The sequence below is a fragment of the Paenibacillus canaveralius genome (genome assembly GCF_047238265.1).
Taxonomy (GTDB): Bacteria; Bacillota; Bacilli; order Paenibacillales; family NBRC-103111; genus Paenibacillus_F.
Genome location: NZ_JBDFMM010000001.1, coordinates 1,819,861 through 1,838,177, shown reverse-complemented (window position 1 = coordinate 1,838,177; position 18,317 = coordinate 1,819,861). Strand labels below are relative to the sequence as shown.

The following is an 18,317-nucleotide window of genomic DNA, read 5'->3' as shown; positions in this document are numbered from 1 at the left end:
TTTATAATTCGGGCATGTATGGCCCTTCCGCGGACAAAATATCCGGCAGGATTACGGAACAGCCCGTATGTTTATCCGAGCAGGCGGGCGAGAACGACCAGACAGAGAAACACAAGGAGAAAAACACCTATCGCGGTATAATCGCGAGCCTGCATCCGCAGGGTTTGGCTCCGGGTTCTGCTGCCTCCCGTCCGGCTGTAGCCTCTTATCTCCAGAGCCGTCGAGAACTCGTCGGCCATGCGGATGAGAGCGAACATGAACGGCAGCGCCATAATCCGGAACTCGGCAAACCCGAGCCCGCTTTTACCGCCGCGCCCCTGTCCCCTGGCTTTGGCGATCCGGCCGAAACGGTTCCACTGCCCGCCGATAAGCGGAATGAAACGGAACATAAGTGAAGCCGTCAAGGCAACAGCCTCAACAGGAAACTTCAGCCGCGCCAGAAAGGCCAGCCCCTGCTCCACTCCCTGTTTCATCCGCAAATAACCCACCGCAAGGGGAAAAAGGACGCCAAGAACAAGCACCAGCATCAGGTTCGATAACGCCCGGACGGCCGAGAGCGCCGCTTGGGGATCGAAGCCGACAGGACTTCCTCCTTGACCGGCTCCAATCTTCAGTCCTGCGATGACGGCCGACACGCCCGTAAAGATCAGAAATGCGCGCAGAGGCTTCCAGACCGCCTTGAAGGGGACCTGCGACAGCAGGACGGCCAGTACGGTTACCGCCGCGGCTGCGGCCAGGCCCGTCAGCGAATGCTGCAGCAGAATTCCCGCCGACAGAAGCACATAGCCGGCCCAGAAGGTCCGCGGATCGAAACGCCGGCCGACCGGCATGGCGGGCGGCCGGGGAGCCGCCGCCGGGGATGTGCCGCCGCCGGAAACGGCGGCAGCATCAAGGCCGCTTGCGGCGTTGGCCGGCCTGCTGACGCGCGTAGAAGACCGGTCATCAGCCGAGGCAGCGGCGTTTACGGTCTCCGCGGCAGACGAGTTACCCGCGGTAGTCGGGGAACCGGCCCGTGCGCCGCTTTCAAGCGGACCGGCCGATACTGCATCTGCCGGGTCCGTTGAGCTGCCCGAAGCGGGGGCAGGCGGGCTGCCGCTGCCGGAGGCGGTTGGCGCGCCAAGGCCGCAAAGCAGCACGGCCTCGCGGGCCGCGCCGCCGGGGCTCACGGCTGCATGGGCGGGCGCAGCGGTGTTCTCGCCCTGCGCCCGCCCCTCCGCCGCGGCGGCCGCTGCGCCTTGCCCGCGGAGCGGCTGGGCCGCCAGCGCGGCAGCAATCGCCCGCGCCGTCTCCCCCGGCGCGGGAAGCCCTGCCGGCACGTCCACGCCGTGCCGGCGGAGCAGGCTGCCGAGCGCCAGCGTTTCCGGCAGCAGAAGCCCCGCGTCCCCCGCAAGGGCGGGACGCGCAGCCAGCTCCGCAGGGGTACAGTCGTGCACGACTGTGCCCTGCGAGATCATCACGATGCGGTCCGCCACCGGCAGGAACGCATTGAGATCGTGCGTCGCGACGAGCGCGCCGCCGCCCGTCCGCCGCGTCCAGTCGCGCAGCGTGCCGGTGAGCCTCGCGGCCGCCTCGTGGTCGAGGCCCGCCGTCGGCTCATCGAGCAGCAGCCAGCGGGGCCGGGACGCGAAGACGGACGCGAGCGCCGCTCTGCGCTGCGTGCCCCCGCTGAGCTCGTGAGGGCGCTCGTCCAGCAGCTCAGGACCGAGGCCGAACAGATCCAGCGCTTCGGCTATGCGGGCCTCACGCTCCTCCCTGCTCAGCTTGAACGGCCTCAGCGCGTACTGAAACTCCCCGCGCACCGTCGACGCGAAAAGCTGCTCGTGCGGATGCTGGAAAACAAGCGCAAGCTCCCGTCTCGCCTCCCGTACGCTTTGTTTGCTGCCCGGCCACAGCCCGGTGTTTCCGTACCGGATGCTGCCTCCGCCGGGAACGGATAATCCTCCGAGCATATCCAGCAGCGTCGATTTACCCGCTCCGCTCCGTCCGATAAGCAGCGTAATCTCTCCCGACCGGGCAGTGAAGGATACGTTCCGGACGGCAAAAGAAGCATCCGGCCCGCCGACGGTTTTCGAAAGGTTTTTAACGTGCAGATCATAGCCCATAGCGCTTCAAAACCTCCATCAATTCGCCCGGCGTTACAGGCCGCTCTTCAAGGCCGAGTACTCCCAGCCTGTGCAGCTCCCGCGTTACCTCTACCGTGTACGGAAGCCCGTATCCCTGCTCCACACAAGGAGAAGCGGCCGTGCCGTTTACTCTGCTCGTCTCGCGAGGGCCTTCATCCGCTATGCTCCCGTAGAAAAAATCTGTGGCGTCGCCCGAATAAACGGTCTTCCCTTCGTCCAGAACGATAACCTTGTCCGCGTGAGCCAGCTCGTCCAGCCTCTGGGTGATCCAGACGATAGTTATCCCCTGCTCGTGAAGCTGCGAAAGAGCGGAGATTACCATGCTGCGCGAAGACGAATCCAGCATCGATGTCACTTCATCCATCACCAGAACGGAAGCGCCGACAGCCAGCGCTCCCGCCACAGCCGTCAGCTGCTTTTGGCCGCCTGACAAGGTTTCGCAGCTGTCATTCCGCTTATCCGCCATGCCGACCAGCTCTAAGACATGAAGGGCTGTTTCCGGCATCCGGTCGGGATGAAGCCCGGCATTTTCCATACCGAAGCAGAGATCTTCGTAGACGGTTTCGCCGATAAGCTGGGTGTCGGGATTTTGCAGCACCATGCGCATCCGTTCACCGGCCGTCCAGCCGGGTTCGATAGATCCGCCCGCCGCCGGAATGAGGCCGGCCATTACTTTCGCCAGGGTGCTCTTGCCGCTTCCGTTGCGGCCGACGATGGCGAGCCATTCGCCTTTGTGCAGCTCTATATTTATTTCGTTAAGAAGTGCTTGATCCGCGGCTGAGACGCCTTCCGCTGGCTCTCCTCTTTTTACGACGGACACTTCGTGCATTCTGTAGGGAGATAGCGTGTGTTTCTCGTGATCGTTTTCCATTTCCCGTGCAAATACCTCCAGCCTGTTCACAAACCTATTCACAAAACCGCCCCTGCTGTGCTACAATGCGATTTGTCAACCGGAATACATAATACAAAGTTAACAAATGATTGGAGAAGATGCAATTGAAACGTTCGTCATTCACCGTCCGCGGGATTACGTTCAGCGCGATGTTTGCGGCCCTGCTTGTTGCGCTTAGCTTCGTCAACATTCAATTCGGCTTTTCGCAGGTGCCTTTTACGCTGGCGAATTTCGCCATTATGCTCGCGGGAGCTCTGCTCGGCGCCCGTTACGGCTTTTTCAGCATCGCTCTCGTCGTAGGCTTAACGGCCATCGGGCTTCCGCTCTTGCACGGAAGAGGAGGACTGGATCTGGTGCTCGGTCCGACGGGCGGGTTTATCTGGGCGTACCCTTTCGCCGCTCTGTTCATCGGCCTCCTTGTTCCACGCATCAAAGGCAGCGGAGTCACCGCCTTCGTCCTTATTTTCCTGACTCTCTTCGTATTCGGCTCGCTGCTGCTTTACGTTACCGGAGTTCCCTGGATGGCCCATGTCGTTACCAATATGAGCTTGACCAAAGCTTTGGCCGTCGGCTGCTTTCCTTATCTTCCCGGCGATGCCGTAAAAGCGTTTGTCGGAGCCCTGATCGTCCTGCCCGTCAGAAAAATGTATCCCGTATCCCGGCTGGACGGTGCGGGGAGCGCCTGGGTTTCCAGGTAAGCGGTGCCCGTGTCCCGCGCTTCACAGCAAAAGCCGTGTCTGCTTCCGCAGATCCGGCTTTTTACGTGCGCTGCTATTTTTTCTTCGTGTTCTCTTCGAACGTCTTGATCTCTTCATCGGACACATTGCCGGCAATAATTCTCTGCTTGGGCATGATGTGCTGATTGCGAGCGATTACATGAGTCCGGACAAAATAAATCCCGTCCTCTTTAAATGTGTTTTTTACGCTATAGACCCCCTTGTCCTCGTAGGCTGCAACCACATTTACGGCAGTGTCGACGTTCTTGACATTCCAGATTTCGAACTGGATATCTCCCGCATCTTTGACGGGCTCCTGGCCCTGCTTGACCTCTACCTTCAGAACGGTTTCCTGGTTCAGCGGCACTTTATCCGGCGCCATAATGGTCACGGTTAACTCCTCTGCGGACTCCTGTTTGGTCCCGCCCGAAGTGTTTGCCGTCTGCGAGCAGGCCGATAGCGCCAGCGAAGCGGCCAGTAACGTTAATGCGAGTAATTTTTTCATAGTAGACGCCTCCGGTTATCCGTTTAGCTTTACGGGCCGCGGTAACCTTCTATTCGAATCCACACGTTCTCACTCTCTTAGAATAGGAGATTTAAGCACGTTAAACAAGCCTTTTTTACAGACTCTTCCACGGTTCGCCGTTTTCTTACAAAAGCAGATACTGCCACCTTCTAATCGGATTAAATGCGATGTTTTCCATTCAAGCGCCGCAGCTGAGACGGATTCATTTGACACCCGGCCGAAATTGGCTTTAACTGATTTTAAGGGCTGGCGAATTTTCGCGTAAACAGCCGACCTCAAGAGAACGGAGACTATCGATCATGTACGCCCATTTAGAAGACTGCATCGCTGATTTGGAGAAAAACGGACACCTGATCCGCATAAAAGAAGAAGTCGATCCTTACCTGGAAATGGCGGCCATTCATTTAAAAGTCTATGAAGCGGGCGGTCCGGCACTGCTCTTCGAGAAGGTTAAAGGCTCGAAGTTCCGGGCGGTTTCCAACCTGTTCGGCACGCTGGAACGAAGCAAATTTATTTTTAGACATACATGGCAGGACGCCGAAAACATCATCGCCCTGCGAAACGACCCGGTCAAGGCGCTTAAACAGCCGTTTAAAACCGCTGGCAACGGCCTTGCCGCCTTTAAAGCCCTCCCCTTAAAAAAATCCGGTCTTCCCGGGGATTTCAGGGAAATCTCGATTTCCGATCTTCCCCTGATCCAGCACTGGCCCATGGACGGCGGAGCTTTTATTACCCTTCCGCAGGTTTATTCGGAGGATCCTGAAAAACCGGGTATCATGAACTCCAATCTGGGAATGTACCGCGTCCAGCTCACCGGCAACGACTATGAAACGGACAAGGAAATCGGGCTGCACTACCAGATTCACCGGGGCATCGGCATTCATCAGGACAAGGCGACCAAGCGGGGCGCTCCTTTAAAAGTAAGCATCTTTGTCGGCGGTCCTCCCGCTCACACGCTGTCGGCAGTCATGCCTTTGCCGGAGGGACTGAGCGAAATGACCTTTGCCGGCCTGCTTGCCGGACGCCGGTTCCGCTACAGCTATGCGGACGGCTACTGCATCAGCCACGATGCGGATTTCGTCATTACGGGCGAAATTTATCCCGGCGAAACGAAACCGGAGGGCCCCTTCGGCGACCATCTCGGCTACTACAGCCTGACGCATCCGTTCCCGGTTCTGCGCGTGCACAAAGTGTACGCCCGGGAAAACGCCGTCTGGCCGTTTACCGTCGTCGGACGTCCTCCCCAGGAGGACACCTCTTTCGGCGAGCTTATCCACGAATTGACGGGGGATGCGATCAAGCAGGAAATTCCCGGCGTCAAAGAAGTTCATGCCGTCGATGCGGCGGGCGTGCATCCGCTTCTGTTTGCGATCGGCAGCGAACGGTATACGCCTTATCAGCAGGCTAAGCAGCCTGCGGAAATTCTTACGCTGGCCAACCGCGTGCTCGGCACGGGGCAGCTCAGCCTGGCCAAGTATTTGTTTATGACGGCGGAAGACAAGCAGCCGCTCGATACCCACAAGGAAAAAGACTTCCTCGCCTATATCCTCGAACGGATCGATCTGAGGCGGGACATTCACTTTTACACGAATACGACGATCGATACGCTCGATTATTCGGGAACGGGCCTTAATACCGGAAGCAAGGTGCTTTTTTCCGCTTACGGGGATAAGAAAAGGGACTTATGCACGGAAGTCCCCGCCGCTCTGACGGAACTTTCTCCGTTCGGAGGGGCAAGGCTCGTCATGCCGGGCGTTGTCGCGATGCAGGGACCTGCCTTCGGGACGTACGAGAAGGCTTCGTTGGAGCTTAAGCATCTATGCGGCGCTATCGCGGGCAAAGGACCGCTTCCAGGCTGCCCGATGATCGTTTTATGCGACGACAGCGAGTTCCTTAGCGCGGACTTTGCGAATTTTCTGTGGGCCACGTTTACCCGCAGCAATCCGTCCCACGATATGTACGGCGTGAACAGCGCCTATGAGTATAAGCACTGGGCCTGCGACAACGTCATCATCGATGCGCGCGTCAAGCCGCACCAGGCTCCGCCACTCGTTCCCGATCCGGAGGTCGAGAACAATATCCGGCGGCTGTTTGCCCCCGGTGCAAGCTTGGGCGGAGTCGTTAAAGACTGAGCGGCAGCGGAGATTTTATCTTTTATGGCAACTGCGGCCGATAGGCCTGCATGGAACTTCACATGGCTCCAAGCGGGCGTACCGGCTCTAATCAGCAGTTCGGCGTGGAACATCAAACACCACAGACTTTTTGCCTGTGGTGTTTTTTATTTTCAGGAGGAAATTGTTTCATTGGAAAATTTGAGAAAGCCAAGTGTTTGAGAATTCTGCACGCCCCTCAAGTCACTCTATGTTCACAAGGCTATTTAAATTTCCTCCGCCTCTTTTTCATCCCTACTGTCAAAGCATCCAGCAAGTGCAGCATATCCCCGATTCCGCGGCTGGTTTCGAGAGGAAAATCCACGTGTGCCGTGCCCGCCAGCGCCCCGATAATCGGGCGGAACTTTTTGCCCCCGAGCACTTCGATCCGCTTATAGGTGTCCAGCCTCATCTCTTTCCACTGCCTTGCCAGTTCCTCCGAAGTGATGATACCGGCATTCGCGGCTCCGAAAGCCGTGTCGTAATTGCCGGGTACCGTATCCTCCGGCATCAGAAAGCCGTGTTTGGCGGATAAAATAACCCAATCGTAGCCGCATGCTTCCGCATAGGCCCTGGCTTTCCGGTTCAGGGTCCCCGTGTAAGCGTGTTTCGCCGGTGCCGGCCCGTGGGCAGGGTCCCGGTCCCATAGTTTTCTTTTGCCGGGAGGAATAATGCAAAGGGTATCGGATCGCATAGTCTGGACTCTCCATTCAAGTGAGTATGCCTTTAAGTGTATCAGAGATCATCCGCTAGCGCTTTCGCAGTGTCGGATAGATCAACGGATTTGATGCAAGTTGCTAGCCTATTCCCCCTCCCTCTCTCATACGTTAGTAATAAACGAGCGGGAAAGGAGGCGGTTTTATGGCGATCAAGCCAGGAGCCCTGCTGCCCGGCGATACGGTCGGAATCGTCACCCTGGGCAGTCCGCTGAGCGCCGAAACCATTCAGGCACGGATTGCTTATTTGCAAAGCTTGGGGCTCAACGTTCTTTTGGGCCGCTATGTGTACTCCGCAAACGGGTACCTCGCCGGAACGGACCGGGAGCGCGCGGAAGATTTTATGTCGGTCTATGCCGATCCCCGCGTGAAAATGATTCTTCCTACTAGAGGCGGCGTAGGCGTCGCGGACATCCTGCCGTACCTGGATTATGCTTTTATCCGGCAAAAACCCAAGATCGTGACAGGCTACAGCGACATCACTGTACTGCTGAACACCCTTTATAAGCTGGCGGATCTGATTACGTTTCACAGCCTGCTGCTCATCGATTTCAGGCCGGACACGCCGTCGTACAATTTCGAGCAATTTTTTACGGCGACCTCATCTGTTGCGGCCCCGCGCCTCATCACTAACCCTCCGGGTATCCCATTAATCGGGCGAGTTCCCGGCAACGTATCGGGCCCGATTATCGGAGGAAATCTCACCTCTCTGGCAGGATCGCTGGGAACGCCGTTTGAAATCGACACCACGGGGAAAATATTGCTCCTCGAAGAAACGCACGAGCCGGTCAATACCGTGTACCGCTATGTCGATCAGCTTCGGCTGGCCGGCAAGTTCCAGGCTTGCGCCGGTATCGTCATGGGCGAGTGCACCAACTGCCAGACTGCTTACGGCAAGACGTACGAGAACCTCATCAGCGAAGTGATCGTTCCCTTGGGGAAACCGCTGCTGACCAACCTTGCCTCCGGGCATGGCTACTACAAAGCCGCCATCCCGATCGGCGCCAATGTGAATTTGAACGCATCGGCCGCAGCGCTTACGCTACTGGAGGCGGCTGTAAGGTACTGAACGGAAAAAAGCTCACTCCGCCGCAAGGGCTGGGGTGAGCTTTTTCGATGTTAGTTACTACTTATACTGCTTTTCGTTAAATTTCATCGTTTGCAGTAATTGCTGAAAGTTTTCGAGCGAATTTTTATAAGTAACCGTATAGGATGAGTTCCTGATGGTATAAAATTGGGAATCCGATTTGAATACGATAAGCGTATCAATTCTGCTGTCCCAATCCAGATGGTTTTTGTAAGTCAATTGGACAGCGTCATGGCCAAACACACTTATTTGTTTTTCATCCAGGATATCATCGTTGGAAACGGCCGCCTTCTTTTTGACAGAATCCACGTATTGTTTGGGCGTAAAGTTTTTGGTCCGCTGGTTTTCGGGTTCCTCGGCTATAAATAACATCGTATAATTAAAATACTTTAGCGCCAAACGGATATTTTCCTCATCTTCTATGCTGATATAATCTTGAGCCCGTTCATCCACTTCCGGTTGTATAGAATCGATTCCGTCCAAATTACTCCAGAGCCCGTATGCGGTAAAGCGAAACTTGTTATCGGTACTCGTATATTCGTTCTTGCTATAGATCATCGCATCCTTCCTATTCGGGTCCCATTCCACCTTCGCTCCTGCAGATTCCGAAACAAATCTCAAAGGAACAAACGTATACCCGTCCTTTAGCTTGGGGGCCACAGGCAGCTTAATAAATTGACCGTTCACCTTTGCGACGGGGTTATCAATTTGCAATTCAATTAAAGTATCCCCTTTCTCCCCTTTTACGGTCCGGGTCTGTTCATCCCAAGTGACGTTCAGATTCATCCTTTCAAAAATAGGCCGGAATGGAACAAGTGTCGTCGAGTTTTCCATAAATGGCGGACTGTCAAATTTAACCCACTTTGCGTCTAAAATGACTCCGATTTCTTCTTCCGTATCCGTAAAGTTATCCGCTCTGACATTTCCCGGACCTGTAAACAAAAAAGATAAGACCAGCAGCATCCCCACATAGTTAAACAACCTTTTTGACATCGGAACACGTCCTTTATGTATTTAAATTTCGCGCGAAAAAAGACCGAACATTGGCGCCCGCTCTTCCTCTATCTTCCAATAAGGTTAGTTCTTCAGAGAAAATTTGTCAATTACAACTGATAAAAAGTAGGCCGGCTTTCATATACCGGGCTATCGGAACCCAAAATTCAGGAGCTGTCAATAGGCATCAGCATAGTCAATAGTTATTCACCTACATATCTTGAAATATGAATTTTCTTATGAATACCTGACTAAAGGAGTGGAATCCAATGTCATTTTTACAACCCCTGCCGCCACCTCATCCCCCTGCATTCGTGCAGCCCAATCCGTGTTTATATAAACTAACTTATGTTCAGCTCTGGACCGGTGAGAGATTCTGGTTCTATCCAATTCATGTATCGTTCAACGAAGCTTCAGGTTACCGATGGAACGGGGCTTTCTGGGCCCGTTACCGGTTCGATCCAAGACTGGCTTCTATTTTCGATTGTTCACCCGTTCCAACTCTTTATTAATCCGGCTATAAAAAACCCCTTCAAACAGACAACATAAAGACCATCCTAGCCGATGTCTACATATCGTTGTCTACCGAAGGGGAAATTATCTTACGTAACCTACATGAGAGTCTCCTGCTTTTTACATATCAAAATACTCATTCGTCCGAACTACTTCTTCAAGGATAATAAATTCAGAAGAATGACAACCGCTTCCGCGCGAGTTGCCGGTGCCAGAGGAGCGAATGTTTGGTTATCCCGCCCTGTAACGAGACCTTTGCTTACCGCCGCTGCTACCCATCCCCGTGCCCAGACGGGAATATCGGCTCGGTCAACGAACGATGTTAAATCCGGTGATTCCTCCGCCAAATTCAGTGACTTCACGGCCATCACCGTAAGCTCAACTCTCGTTATGTCCCTTTCAGCACGGAATGTGTTGTCTTGATAACCGGAGACAATTCCCTTTTTAACCGCCTTAGCGATGTCCGTCTTTGCCCAGTGATCATTTAGATCCTGGTCGCTGAACGCTAGCTCGGCCTCTTCATCCAGTTTTAATCCTCTGACGAGCAAGGAGGTAAATTCGGCGCGTGTGATCTTCTTGTCCGGCTGGAATGATCCGTCGGGATATCCTAAAATCAACCCTTTTTTAGCCGCTTCTTGTATTTTATCTTTTGCCCAATGACCGTTCAAATCATTAAGGGCGATGGCTTCGTTATCGTTTGGGTTGTCCGTTGGAATTCCGGGCTGTACATGGCCTCCATTTTCCGTGTTTCCGTTTCCGTTTCCGTTGCCATTACCGTTCCCATTACCATTTCCGTTACCGTTATTGGTTCCGTTACCGCTTCCGTTGCCATTTCCGTTATCAATGCCTGTCCCACTGCCGTTTCCGTTTCCATTACCATTTCCGTTATCGGTTCCGCCCCCGTTTCCATCTCCATTGCCGTTATCTCCCGGGTTAGGTTTAACCGGACCAGGCTCTTCTGTTGAAGCTTGGACGCTAAAATGAAGAGAACTCGGCGTCACAGCCATTTCGCTCCCCTGTTTATCGGAAAGGATCGCTTGGACCACCTCAATCTTGCCGCTTACAGCCTCCGTTGCTTTTTTTGCTTTAAATGTAAGCTTCAATAGGTCGGCGTTCCCTTGGATTTCTTGTCCTTCGCCGGCAATCACGAGCCGCAGACGACCGGTATCTTCCGTCTTCGACTTGAGGATGGATACGCCTTTTTGCATAGACTCGGCAGAGACAAATTCCAGCACATGAGCATCATAATCGAGTGTCAAGTCATGGGCATACATATCGCTCACGGCTTTTTTGATTCGGTAGGTAACAATCAGCGGCTCACCCTTAATGACTGTCTGATTTCCGTTTAATTCCGTATCCGCATTGGCCAGGACGACGGTCAATTTCTGTGCTTCTTCCATATTGCCGGCCTTGTCTATCGAGCGGTATTCGATGTTATGCACACCTTTTTCTCGAATAACGACCTGACCCGCTTTAACGGCCGTCCATTTCCCGCCATTAATTCGATACTCGCTCCTCAAAACACCCCAGCCGTTCGGATCGTCCGCCGCGCTAAAGTGAAGGATCACGTCCTTGTAATTCACTTGATCGGCTCCGCTATTTCCATCTACACGCACGGAGGTTGCAGGCGCTTTCGTGTCTTTAAGCAGCACTTCCAAATAAGCCTGATATTTTCCTTCTTCACTTTTGCGGCTCCGAATCGTTGAAGCCAGGTTACTTCCGACCTGCTGCAAGGCAAAGCTTGCCACTTTGTCTCCTTGCTGCTGGGTCAGCACGAACGGAGTCACATCGAATGTACGCCATTGTTCGGGTGTTGTGAACGTAGCCACATCCATTTGTTTACCTGGTGCCGGCTTATTCGCATAAGTTAAGGTTGTTTCTGTCCAGCTATCGTCGGGCACCTCATAAACGCCAATATCCGAGATATTGCCGCTTCCGTCTTTCGTTTCCCCATACACATTAAGGCTGACAGAATGAATTTCCTGCAAAGAGGAAGGCAGCCCGAATTTCAGAAAAACTTTGCGGTCTGTGTTACCGCTCCCATTTCGAATATTTAAATAGCCTCTCGTTCCGAAATTGTTGTTCGCATCCGTCCCGCCATTGACGAATGTGTCTTCCGTGACCGGAATTCGAACCTTTGCGGCCGGATCCGGTTCATAATCGTTTTCCCCGGGAAGCTCCACTTCCTGATTCGGGTTAATTTTCAATTGAATACTATGGCTTTTTCCCAAAGTACCTCTCGTATCCACTTCCAGCTGCAGGGTTGGCAGCATCCGCAATACTTTCACGCCGGGATCACTCACAAGAACTTGCGAAGCGGCAACTGCCAGCTCCACTTTCACTTTGGACTGGGACTGCGTCGGGTCTGACACCGAAATCGTAAGCTCATCGCCTTTTTCCTTCACCATAAGCGAAACAGGCTGGTAAGCGCGTATGCGATCCAGCGTCCCCGGTACCCAAAAATGAACGCCGGTCAAGCCCAATTTGGTTTCTTGAACACCTTGTATTTGCGCCGTGTTGCTCAAGATACGGACATCGGGGTTTTCACTATAAGATTGGGTAGCCGCCGCATTTAAAGCAGGCAGCAGCACGTAGGAATAAGATTGATCGGCCGGCTTGGTTCCATGATCGATCGCTAAGCTTACATAATTACGCGTGATGATATCCGTCGGGCCTGTCGGATTGATATCTCTCCACGAACCGCTCCTCGCCTCCCGTAAAGCGCTGACATTTGCCGTTGCGGGAAAATAATAGCCGATATCGGCCCCGGCTTCCGTACCTTGCAAGTTGGCCCATTTCACTCCTGCAAGATTTTTGGACCAGCCCAAATCACTCGGCATCGCCTCTCCGTTCACAATCAGCTTGTTGTTTCCTGCCGCATTAATCATCCGGTTCTCAACAATCGTTTCGACTTTTCGGCTGTCGGAAGTTGCGATTCCCGCTCCCAATGCGACAATCTCGTTATCGAACATAAACCACGATTTTTTTCCCGTTAATTTACTTCCCGGCGGAGCCAGATCCATTCCTGCCGCACCATACAGCCCGTCTATCGATGCTCCGCCGACCCAGCTTTTCGAGGTTACTTTACTGCCTGTTCTGGGCAGGCCGTCGGAGGTTGTTCCCGGCATCCGGTATGAATTCACCGTCGGCCAGAAGGCGTCCCTGAACTGAGCGGCATCGTTGTTGTACAAATACGTCATGCCGTCACCCGTGTACCAGCCCTTCGTATGCTCGCCGTTGATTCCCCCCTCGTAGTTGGAAATCCGCGAGGACGACATACTGATGGCGTAGGCATATCCTTGGCGCGCATGAACAACACGATCCATCGCCGAAAATTGATGATGGACAATCAAATCCCCGCGCGGGACGACGGACGTATCCTTCATTAAAGCTTTAAAAAGAACAAGATCCCGAATCGGCATGCCCTCATATTTGTTGGACATACTCGTATCCGATAAAACCCATTCTTTGACCATGCTTTTGTAACGCGCCGCAAGCTCGGGAGGAGCGAATTGTGACATCCGGTTAATGGTCCACGCAGTTCCGCGGGTATTGTTGTTATACCGCGATACCGCCCGCCCGCTGACCATTTCCATCATATGTCCGCCGTAAACGAGCGGCTCGAACGAATTGGTGATCCAATCGTACGCATTCACCAAGTTCGGATCTTGAATCGGCCAAGGCGAATCATTCAATATCGTCAAAAGCTTAGCGATATCGCCAAGCAGGACGCTGCCGTAGCTTCCGGTATACGCAATATTGTTATGCTGAATAAAAGAACCGTCGGCATAAAAACCGTCGCCGCTTGTCACCGGCGGGAACACCGGGCTAATGGAGCTCCGTGCCTGAACGATTTTCGTTTCACTTTTGCCGATAACTCCCCGGATCAATACCGCCAATGCTTTATCCAAAAGGTTTGCGCCTGTTTCTTTCAATGTGCTTCCCAGCCGCAGGGTGGGATCGGGTACAAACTTGTCAACCGTCCGGGTATACCGGGCAACTTGCTCAGGAGAAAGGTGATCGTACATGAGCGTCATAATATCGCCGAGAGACAGGGGCGATCCGATCTCCCAGTCCCACCAGTTGTTGTATTTCGCTTTATTCTCATTAAATCGGTTCGTATACATCCAATCCAAACCCGCGATAATATCTTGTTTTAGCTGCTCATTCCGGTACAAGTCCGAGCCTTGAGTCGAGTAGGCAATCGCCATGTCTTTCAACCGGTTATACGAAAGAGTAATATGGCTTGAATCCGTCGTACTCCCATAATCCGCCCACAACGACTTGCGTGCCGGGTCTTTAAGGAGCAGGTCCCAAAAGCCGGTTTTTTGGGCGTTGGTTACCTTTTTGGCGTTAGCCTCCACCGCTTGACGGATATCTTCATCGTTCAAGTCGATTTGCCTGCCGCCCGTCAAAAACGCAGCCCACTTGTCCCTCATGGAATCAATCGGGTCCGGCTGCGCGGCCAGAACAGAAACCGGAAAAGAGGTAGAAACGAGCGCGATTATCGTTAACGCAATGACAGCATATCGCAAAATAAACTTTTTCATAAAATTATACACTCCTTTCGTTCATGTCACTGACTTATGGAAAAATCCGCTCCGCGAACCACATCAGGTCACTGCGGTCGATTTTATGGTCTCCGTTCACATCGGCAGCCTTTACCATTTCCCAGTCCGGGCTGCTTGTATCTTTACCGAAATGTGCGGCCGTCATGGCCAGATCACCGACCGTTATTTTCCCATCGTTCGTAAGATCACCTGGGATGCTTGCTTCTTTTACTGTAATTTCACTCGCCGCCGCGAAAGCACCGTCTTCTGTCATCACCGTTACGATCGCCTTACCCGGCTTCAAAGCTGTCATAACAGCGAGCGGACCCTGAGCCTCCACCTGCACAACATCTTTGTTGTCAACCTGCCATTGCAGCGATAAACCGCTTACATTTTCAGGCGTTACTTTGGCCGTTAAGCTTGCGGTTTGCTTTGTATCCAGCGTCACGCTCGTTTGGTCCAGCGCCAGGCCCGTCACGCTGTTCCATTTGACTAACGAAATATCATCGAACCATACCGTGCCTGTCCCTGTTTCGAAAAACGGTTCGAGCCGGATATACTTCGCGTCCTCCGGACTGGTTATGATCACGTCCCGTTTCATCCAGTCTTGAGTCCCCGTCAATTCTTCCGTCGAAGGCCCGGACCCTATCTTTTCATCTTGCGTTTTTCCGTCAAGACCTTTGATGCTTTTAAAAAACTGCGTTCTTACAAACACGCCGATGCCCGAATGGACATCCTTTGTTTTTACCCAAACGCTCAGTTTATACGTTTGTCCGCCCGTAATCGATACATCCTGAGAAAGACCCGTTCTGCTCAGAGCCGAATGTTCAAGCTGGACCGCTTGAGTCCCCGTATGGTAAACGTCCTTGGTCACAGAGGCCTTTCCTGTCCCGCTCGCCAACCATAACCCCCAACCGGCGGGTTCAACTCCTGCCGCCCACTTTCCTGTCCCGGACTTTACACTTTCAAATCCGCCATTAGAAACCAAATCAGGCTGCGGCTCGCTTGCATGCACGCCCGTCCCAAATGAAAGCGCCTGCATCACCAAGCAAAAAAACAGAATTACCGAGATTCTTCTGCTCATCGTAGTCATTCACTGTGTTCCCCTCTCATTCTGATCTCAAGAAAAAAATTCTCTCCACCCTATCCTAGAGAAATATTTGGCAGCGTCCTAGTTCATTTTTTTGCTCTATCGTGAACGATTTTGACTTTATTAGGTCATTTTTTTACCTTAGGCTGTTCTTCAAAATTGTTACAACAAAAAATACCGCCCTTCATTGGATTTTTGCAAACCCAATAAACAACGGTATCGGTTGGTAGGGTATATAGTTGTTTTTTGCCTTAAAAACGCTGATTTTACGATTTACCGCAAAAATTGTTCTTGCAGTAAATATCGGAAACCGCTTAGCTCCAAACCTACTTTCAGCTCACCTTGTGCTCAATCCGCAGCTTATCCGCCACCATCGCGATGAACTCGCTGTTGGTGGGTTTCGACTTGGCGATATTGATCGTGTAACTGAACAGATGGCTGATGCTGTCGATGTTGCCGCGGGTCCAGGCATGACGTGGGTTCAGACCGTTCGCATCCTATGCGAACAACAGCCGATAAATTGCCGAGAACGAGTCGTTAAAAAACGCAATAGCGACAAACTTTATCGGAACCTTCTGCGCAGAATTTACCGCCATTGGAGGACGATAAAATGTCAACCGAAAGCACGCGCAGCAATCCGAAGTTTCTGTTTATGTCCAAGCGAACGAACGCCCCAATTAAACTAGATTTAGAGACGGAAATCGCGAATTTTCTGTATGCGAATCGCATCGAGAAACGGTCACCGAAAACGATCTCCGCATATGAACAGGCCCTCGGTCAGTTTGCGAAATGGTATCGCGCTAACAGCTACGAGCAGATCACGCCGGATTTAACCCGAAAATACGTGCATTACCTCACCTTTGAAAAAAAACGCTGGGACGATCACCCCACGAGCCCGAACGGCGTTAAAGGCTTATCGCCGCGAACGGTTGACGCGGCCGCGCTCGTCGATAACGTCGGCGACGGTCATTCGCAATATATCTGATATGCGCAGCCCCGAATTGATCCCCAGCGTGAACAGCAGCGCGTCTCGTTTATTTCCCGCGAGATACTTTCGCATATCATCGACTTTCTTCCGGTCCCGGATCGGTTGGACAAGTTCCATATGTAAACGGCCTCCTGTTGTCATGTTGTATCTGACATATCGGATCATATCTCACATTATGACAGATGCAATCGAGGCGCACTCATGTACGGATAAACAAAAACGGCTCAAACGTATGCGGGGCGCGAGTTTGGTCCATTTTTTCGAATCTGTCAAAATTAGATTGTGTAAGATTCAATCCAGATGGGCTGTCGTTTTCAATGCCATGATAGAAGCCGTTATATATGATGCGCTGTGTACCGTTAAGGGCCGAATATGCGTTACTGGCGGGATATTACCGGGCACATTATGCGACGCGTCAGACCGGCGTCCTGCGGGTGTTTCTGCACAATGTACGAACCATACGCGAATAGGTCGGGCGCATCTTTTCGGTAGCGGTCCCGTCGTACAGTGGCGCATGGGTCCGACACAGTGGTGGTGTAGGATCCTCGGCGTTACCCGGCGCAATATGTCCGACCATATGCGGCATGGTACGGCATGGGATTCGGAAGGGGATCGGCCTCGACCAATACCTCAACAATGCGAACAACAAACAAGAAGCAACGCTGGCGTTGACGCCGGTGTCAGAGGCCCAGCGGGTCGCTGTGCGGTCGATGTTGTCAATTATTGAGAAGCTTTTATAAACGCATTGAAACGAAACAGTAACGACAGACAACGACGCCACAGGCGCAGGGATCGGCGCGGACCCCCAAGGCACACCTCGCCGTCCCCTAGACTGCTGTCAAAAGTTCGCGCAATTTTTTTCGATCTCGGGGCGTTATCAAAGCCGATGCGCGACGAACATGAAAGCCTCCGGTGTGACTAACACGCTCGTTCAGGACAAACAAAAAAACCTCGGTGCGATATGCCGAAGCCTTTGCATTAAGTTGCGGTTTCCTGCTCGAAAACTGAAGGTTATTTGTGCGGTGTATCGACCACTCAGTTAGTCAGATCCACGTGTAACATCACCATGCATTTCGCTAGCTTAACAAGAAATCAGTTACTTGTTCAGACCAACGAGGGTCGTCGACTACCTTAGTGGAAAGTTTAAGCAATGCCTTTTCACCCAAGGCATACATCTTTCCTACAAACGACTTTAGTTTACCTTTATCAGGCTCACTTTTTTTCAATTCTTCCTCTATGTGTTGACTTACCTGCTGAATTTCTGCGTGCTTATCTTCTGGAATATCACCGGATGTTCTCACTTGGTCCATAATTCGTTCGGCAAGTCCAGTGTAATTAGTGTTTTGGGTGATGCTTTGCCCGATAGCCACATTCGCGCCTTGATGAGCGGCAATTGTGCCATAATTGAATATTTGTAACGCTGTTGGGGCCACTGATTGTTTACCTTCGACATTGTCCTCGTACATATCATGAAGCTGAAGAAATAAATCGCGAATTGCAGGAGACACTAATTCACTTAAAAACTGGCTAATGTTGACCGCATAACTTCTTTGCTTGTAGATCTTATGTGATAAATCGTCAATATGCACTTCTGCTCTTGATGCCTTATCGAGCAACTGCAGAATGACTGCAATACGTTCGCTCGGCTCAATTGGCAACTGCACATGATTAATCCAGAAGCCATTCCCTGTGAAAATGGAATCCCAATCAAGTTCGACTTGGAGCAGGGGGCTTACAATTTCAGTAATGACTGGATTCGACCGTGCTAGATCCATAATTCTGTTCACACGATTATCCAGTGTTTGAGGGGAGGCTTGAAGTAGATCTTGTGCTGCATTTTCAAAGTCTCGTATAGCTCGTTTTATTTCATTTGATGTGAATTGCATTATTCTCCCACCTTTTCTACTCTCTTCAGGCATACTCTTAGCGGGAATTTTGCCCACCAGTATATTGATTATACTATCATATACGAA

The 18,317-nt window shown here is 52.4% G+C and carries 12 protein-coding genes and 1 pseudogene; 4 read left to right on the top strand and 9 right to left on the bottom strand.

From position 1 onward, the window contains the following. Positions 1–71 precede the first annotated feature (71 nt). Entirely contained in the window at positions 72–2,102 is a 2,031-nt protein-coding gene (locus ABC395_RS08580) for an ATP-binding cassette domain-containing protein (protein ID WP_413002261.1), read from the bottom strand. Then, positions 2,092–3,036 carry an ATP-binding cassette domain-containing protein gene (locus ABC395_RS08575; RefSeq protein WP_413002259.1) on the bottom strand — a complete coding sequence of 315 codons (945 nt, stop codon included), beginning with the start codon at positions 3,034–3,036 and terminating at the stop codon, positions 2,092–2,094. Before ABC395_RS08575 ends, ABC395_RS08580 begins: the two co-directional genes overlap by 11 nt. Before the next feature lie 77 nt (positions 3,037–3,113). On the opposite strand from ABC395_RS08575, the gene ABC395_RS08570 reads away from it, so the two are divergent. Then, on the top strand, positions 3,114–3,713 hold the full coding sequence (locus tag ABC395_RS08570) for a biotin transporter BioY (RefSeq protein WP_413002258.1): 600 nt from the start codon (positions 3,114–3,116) through the stop codon (positions 3,711–3,713). 73 nt (positions 3,714–3,786) lie between these two features. Here the strand turns inward: ABC395_RS08570 and ABC395_RS08565 are convergent, their stop codons facing one another. After that, complete coding sequence (locus ABC395_RS08565; RefSeq protein WP_413002256.1) at positions 3,787–4,236, bottom strand: FixH family protein; 450 nt, start codon at positions 4,234–4,236, stop codon at positions 3,787–3,789. Between the two features lie 320 nt (positions 4,237–4,556). On the opposite strand from ABC395_RS08565, the gene ABC395_RS08560 reads away from it, so the two are divergent. Further along, positions 4,557–6,389 (top strand): UbiD family decarboxylase, encoded by a 1,833-nt coding sequence (locus ABC395_RS08560; RefSeq protein ID WP_413002254.1) that lies wholly within the window; start codon positions 4,557–4,559, stop codon positions 6,387–6,389. Positions 6,390–6,630: 241 nt separating this feature from the next. Here the strand turns inward: ABC395_RS08560 and ABC395_RS08555 are convergent, their stop codons facing one another. Next, positions 6,631–7,101 carry a DUF6884 domain-containing protein gene (locus ABC395_RS08555; protein ID WP_413002253.1) on the bottom strand — a complete coding sequence of 157 codons (471 nt, stop codon included), beginning with the start codon at positions 7,099–7,101 and terminating at the stop codon, positions 6,631–6,633. A 167-nt stretch (positions 7,102–7,268) separates the two neighbouring features. On the opposite strand from ABC395_RS08555, the gene ABC395_RS08550 reads away from it, so the two are divergent. Then, a complete protein-coding gene (locus tag ABC395_RS08550; protein WP_413002251.1) occupies positions 7,269–8,192 on the top strand; it encodes a S66 peptidase family protein in 924 nt (307 codons plus the stop codon). 57 nt (positions 8,193–8,249) lie between these two features. Here ABC395_RS08550 and ABC395_RS08545 read toward each other — a convergent pair whose 3' ends face one another. From ABC395_RS08545 to ABC395_RS08530, 4 genes and pseudogenes are all read right to left on the bottom strand, one after another. Next, complete coding sequence (locus ABC395_RS08545) at positions 8,250–9,173, bottom strand: copper amine oxidase N-terminal domain-containing protein (protein ID WP_413006710.1); 924 nt, start codon at positions 9,171–9,173, stop codon at positions 8,250–8,252. Positions 9,174–9,865: 692 nt separating this feature from the next. Further along, positions 9,866–14,266 carry a polysaccharide lyase family 8 super-sandwich domain-containing protein gene (locus ABC395_RS08540; RefSeq protein ID WP_413002249.1) on the bottom strand — a complete coding sequence of 1,467 codons (4,401 nt, stop codon included), beginning with the start codon at positions 14,264–14,266 and terminating at the stop codon, positions 9,866–9,868. Positions 14,267–14,300: 34 nt separating this feature from the next. Beyond that, complete coding sequence (locus tag ABC395_RS08535) at positions 14,301–15,308, bottom strand: Ig-like domain-containing protein (protein ID WP_413006709.1); 1,008 nt, start codon at positions 15,306–15,308, stop codon at positions 14,301–14,303. Between the two features lie 380 nt (positions 15,309–15,688). Continuing rightward, a pseudogene (locus tag ABC395_RS08530) lies at positions 15,689–15,826 on the bottom strand (sporulation initiation factor Spo0A C-terminal domain-containing protein); the annotation flags it as partial. A 140-nt stretch (positions 15,827–15,966) separates the two neighbouring features. Here ABC395_RS08530 and ABC395_RS08525 point away from each other — a divergent pair. Continuing rightward, positions 15,967–16,341 carry a site-specific integrase gene (locus ABC395_RS08525; protein WP_413002248.1) on the top strand — a complete coding sequence of 125 codons (375 nt, stop codon included), beginning with the start codon at positions 15,967–15,969 and terminating at the stop codon, positions 16,339–16,341. 1,079 nt (positions 16,342–17,420) lie between these two features. Here the strand turns inward: ABC395_RS08525 and ABC395_RS08520 are convergent. Continuing rightward, a complete protein-coding gene (locus tag ABC395_RS08520; RefSeq protein ID WP_413002246.1) occupies positions 17,421–18,230 on the bottom strand; it encodes a hypothetical protein in 810 nt (269 codons plus the stop codon). Between the last annotated feature and the right edge of the window lie 87 nt (positions 18,231–18,317).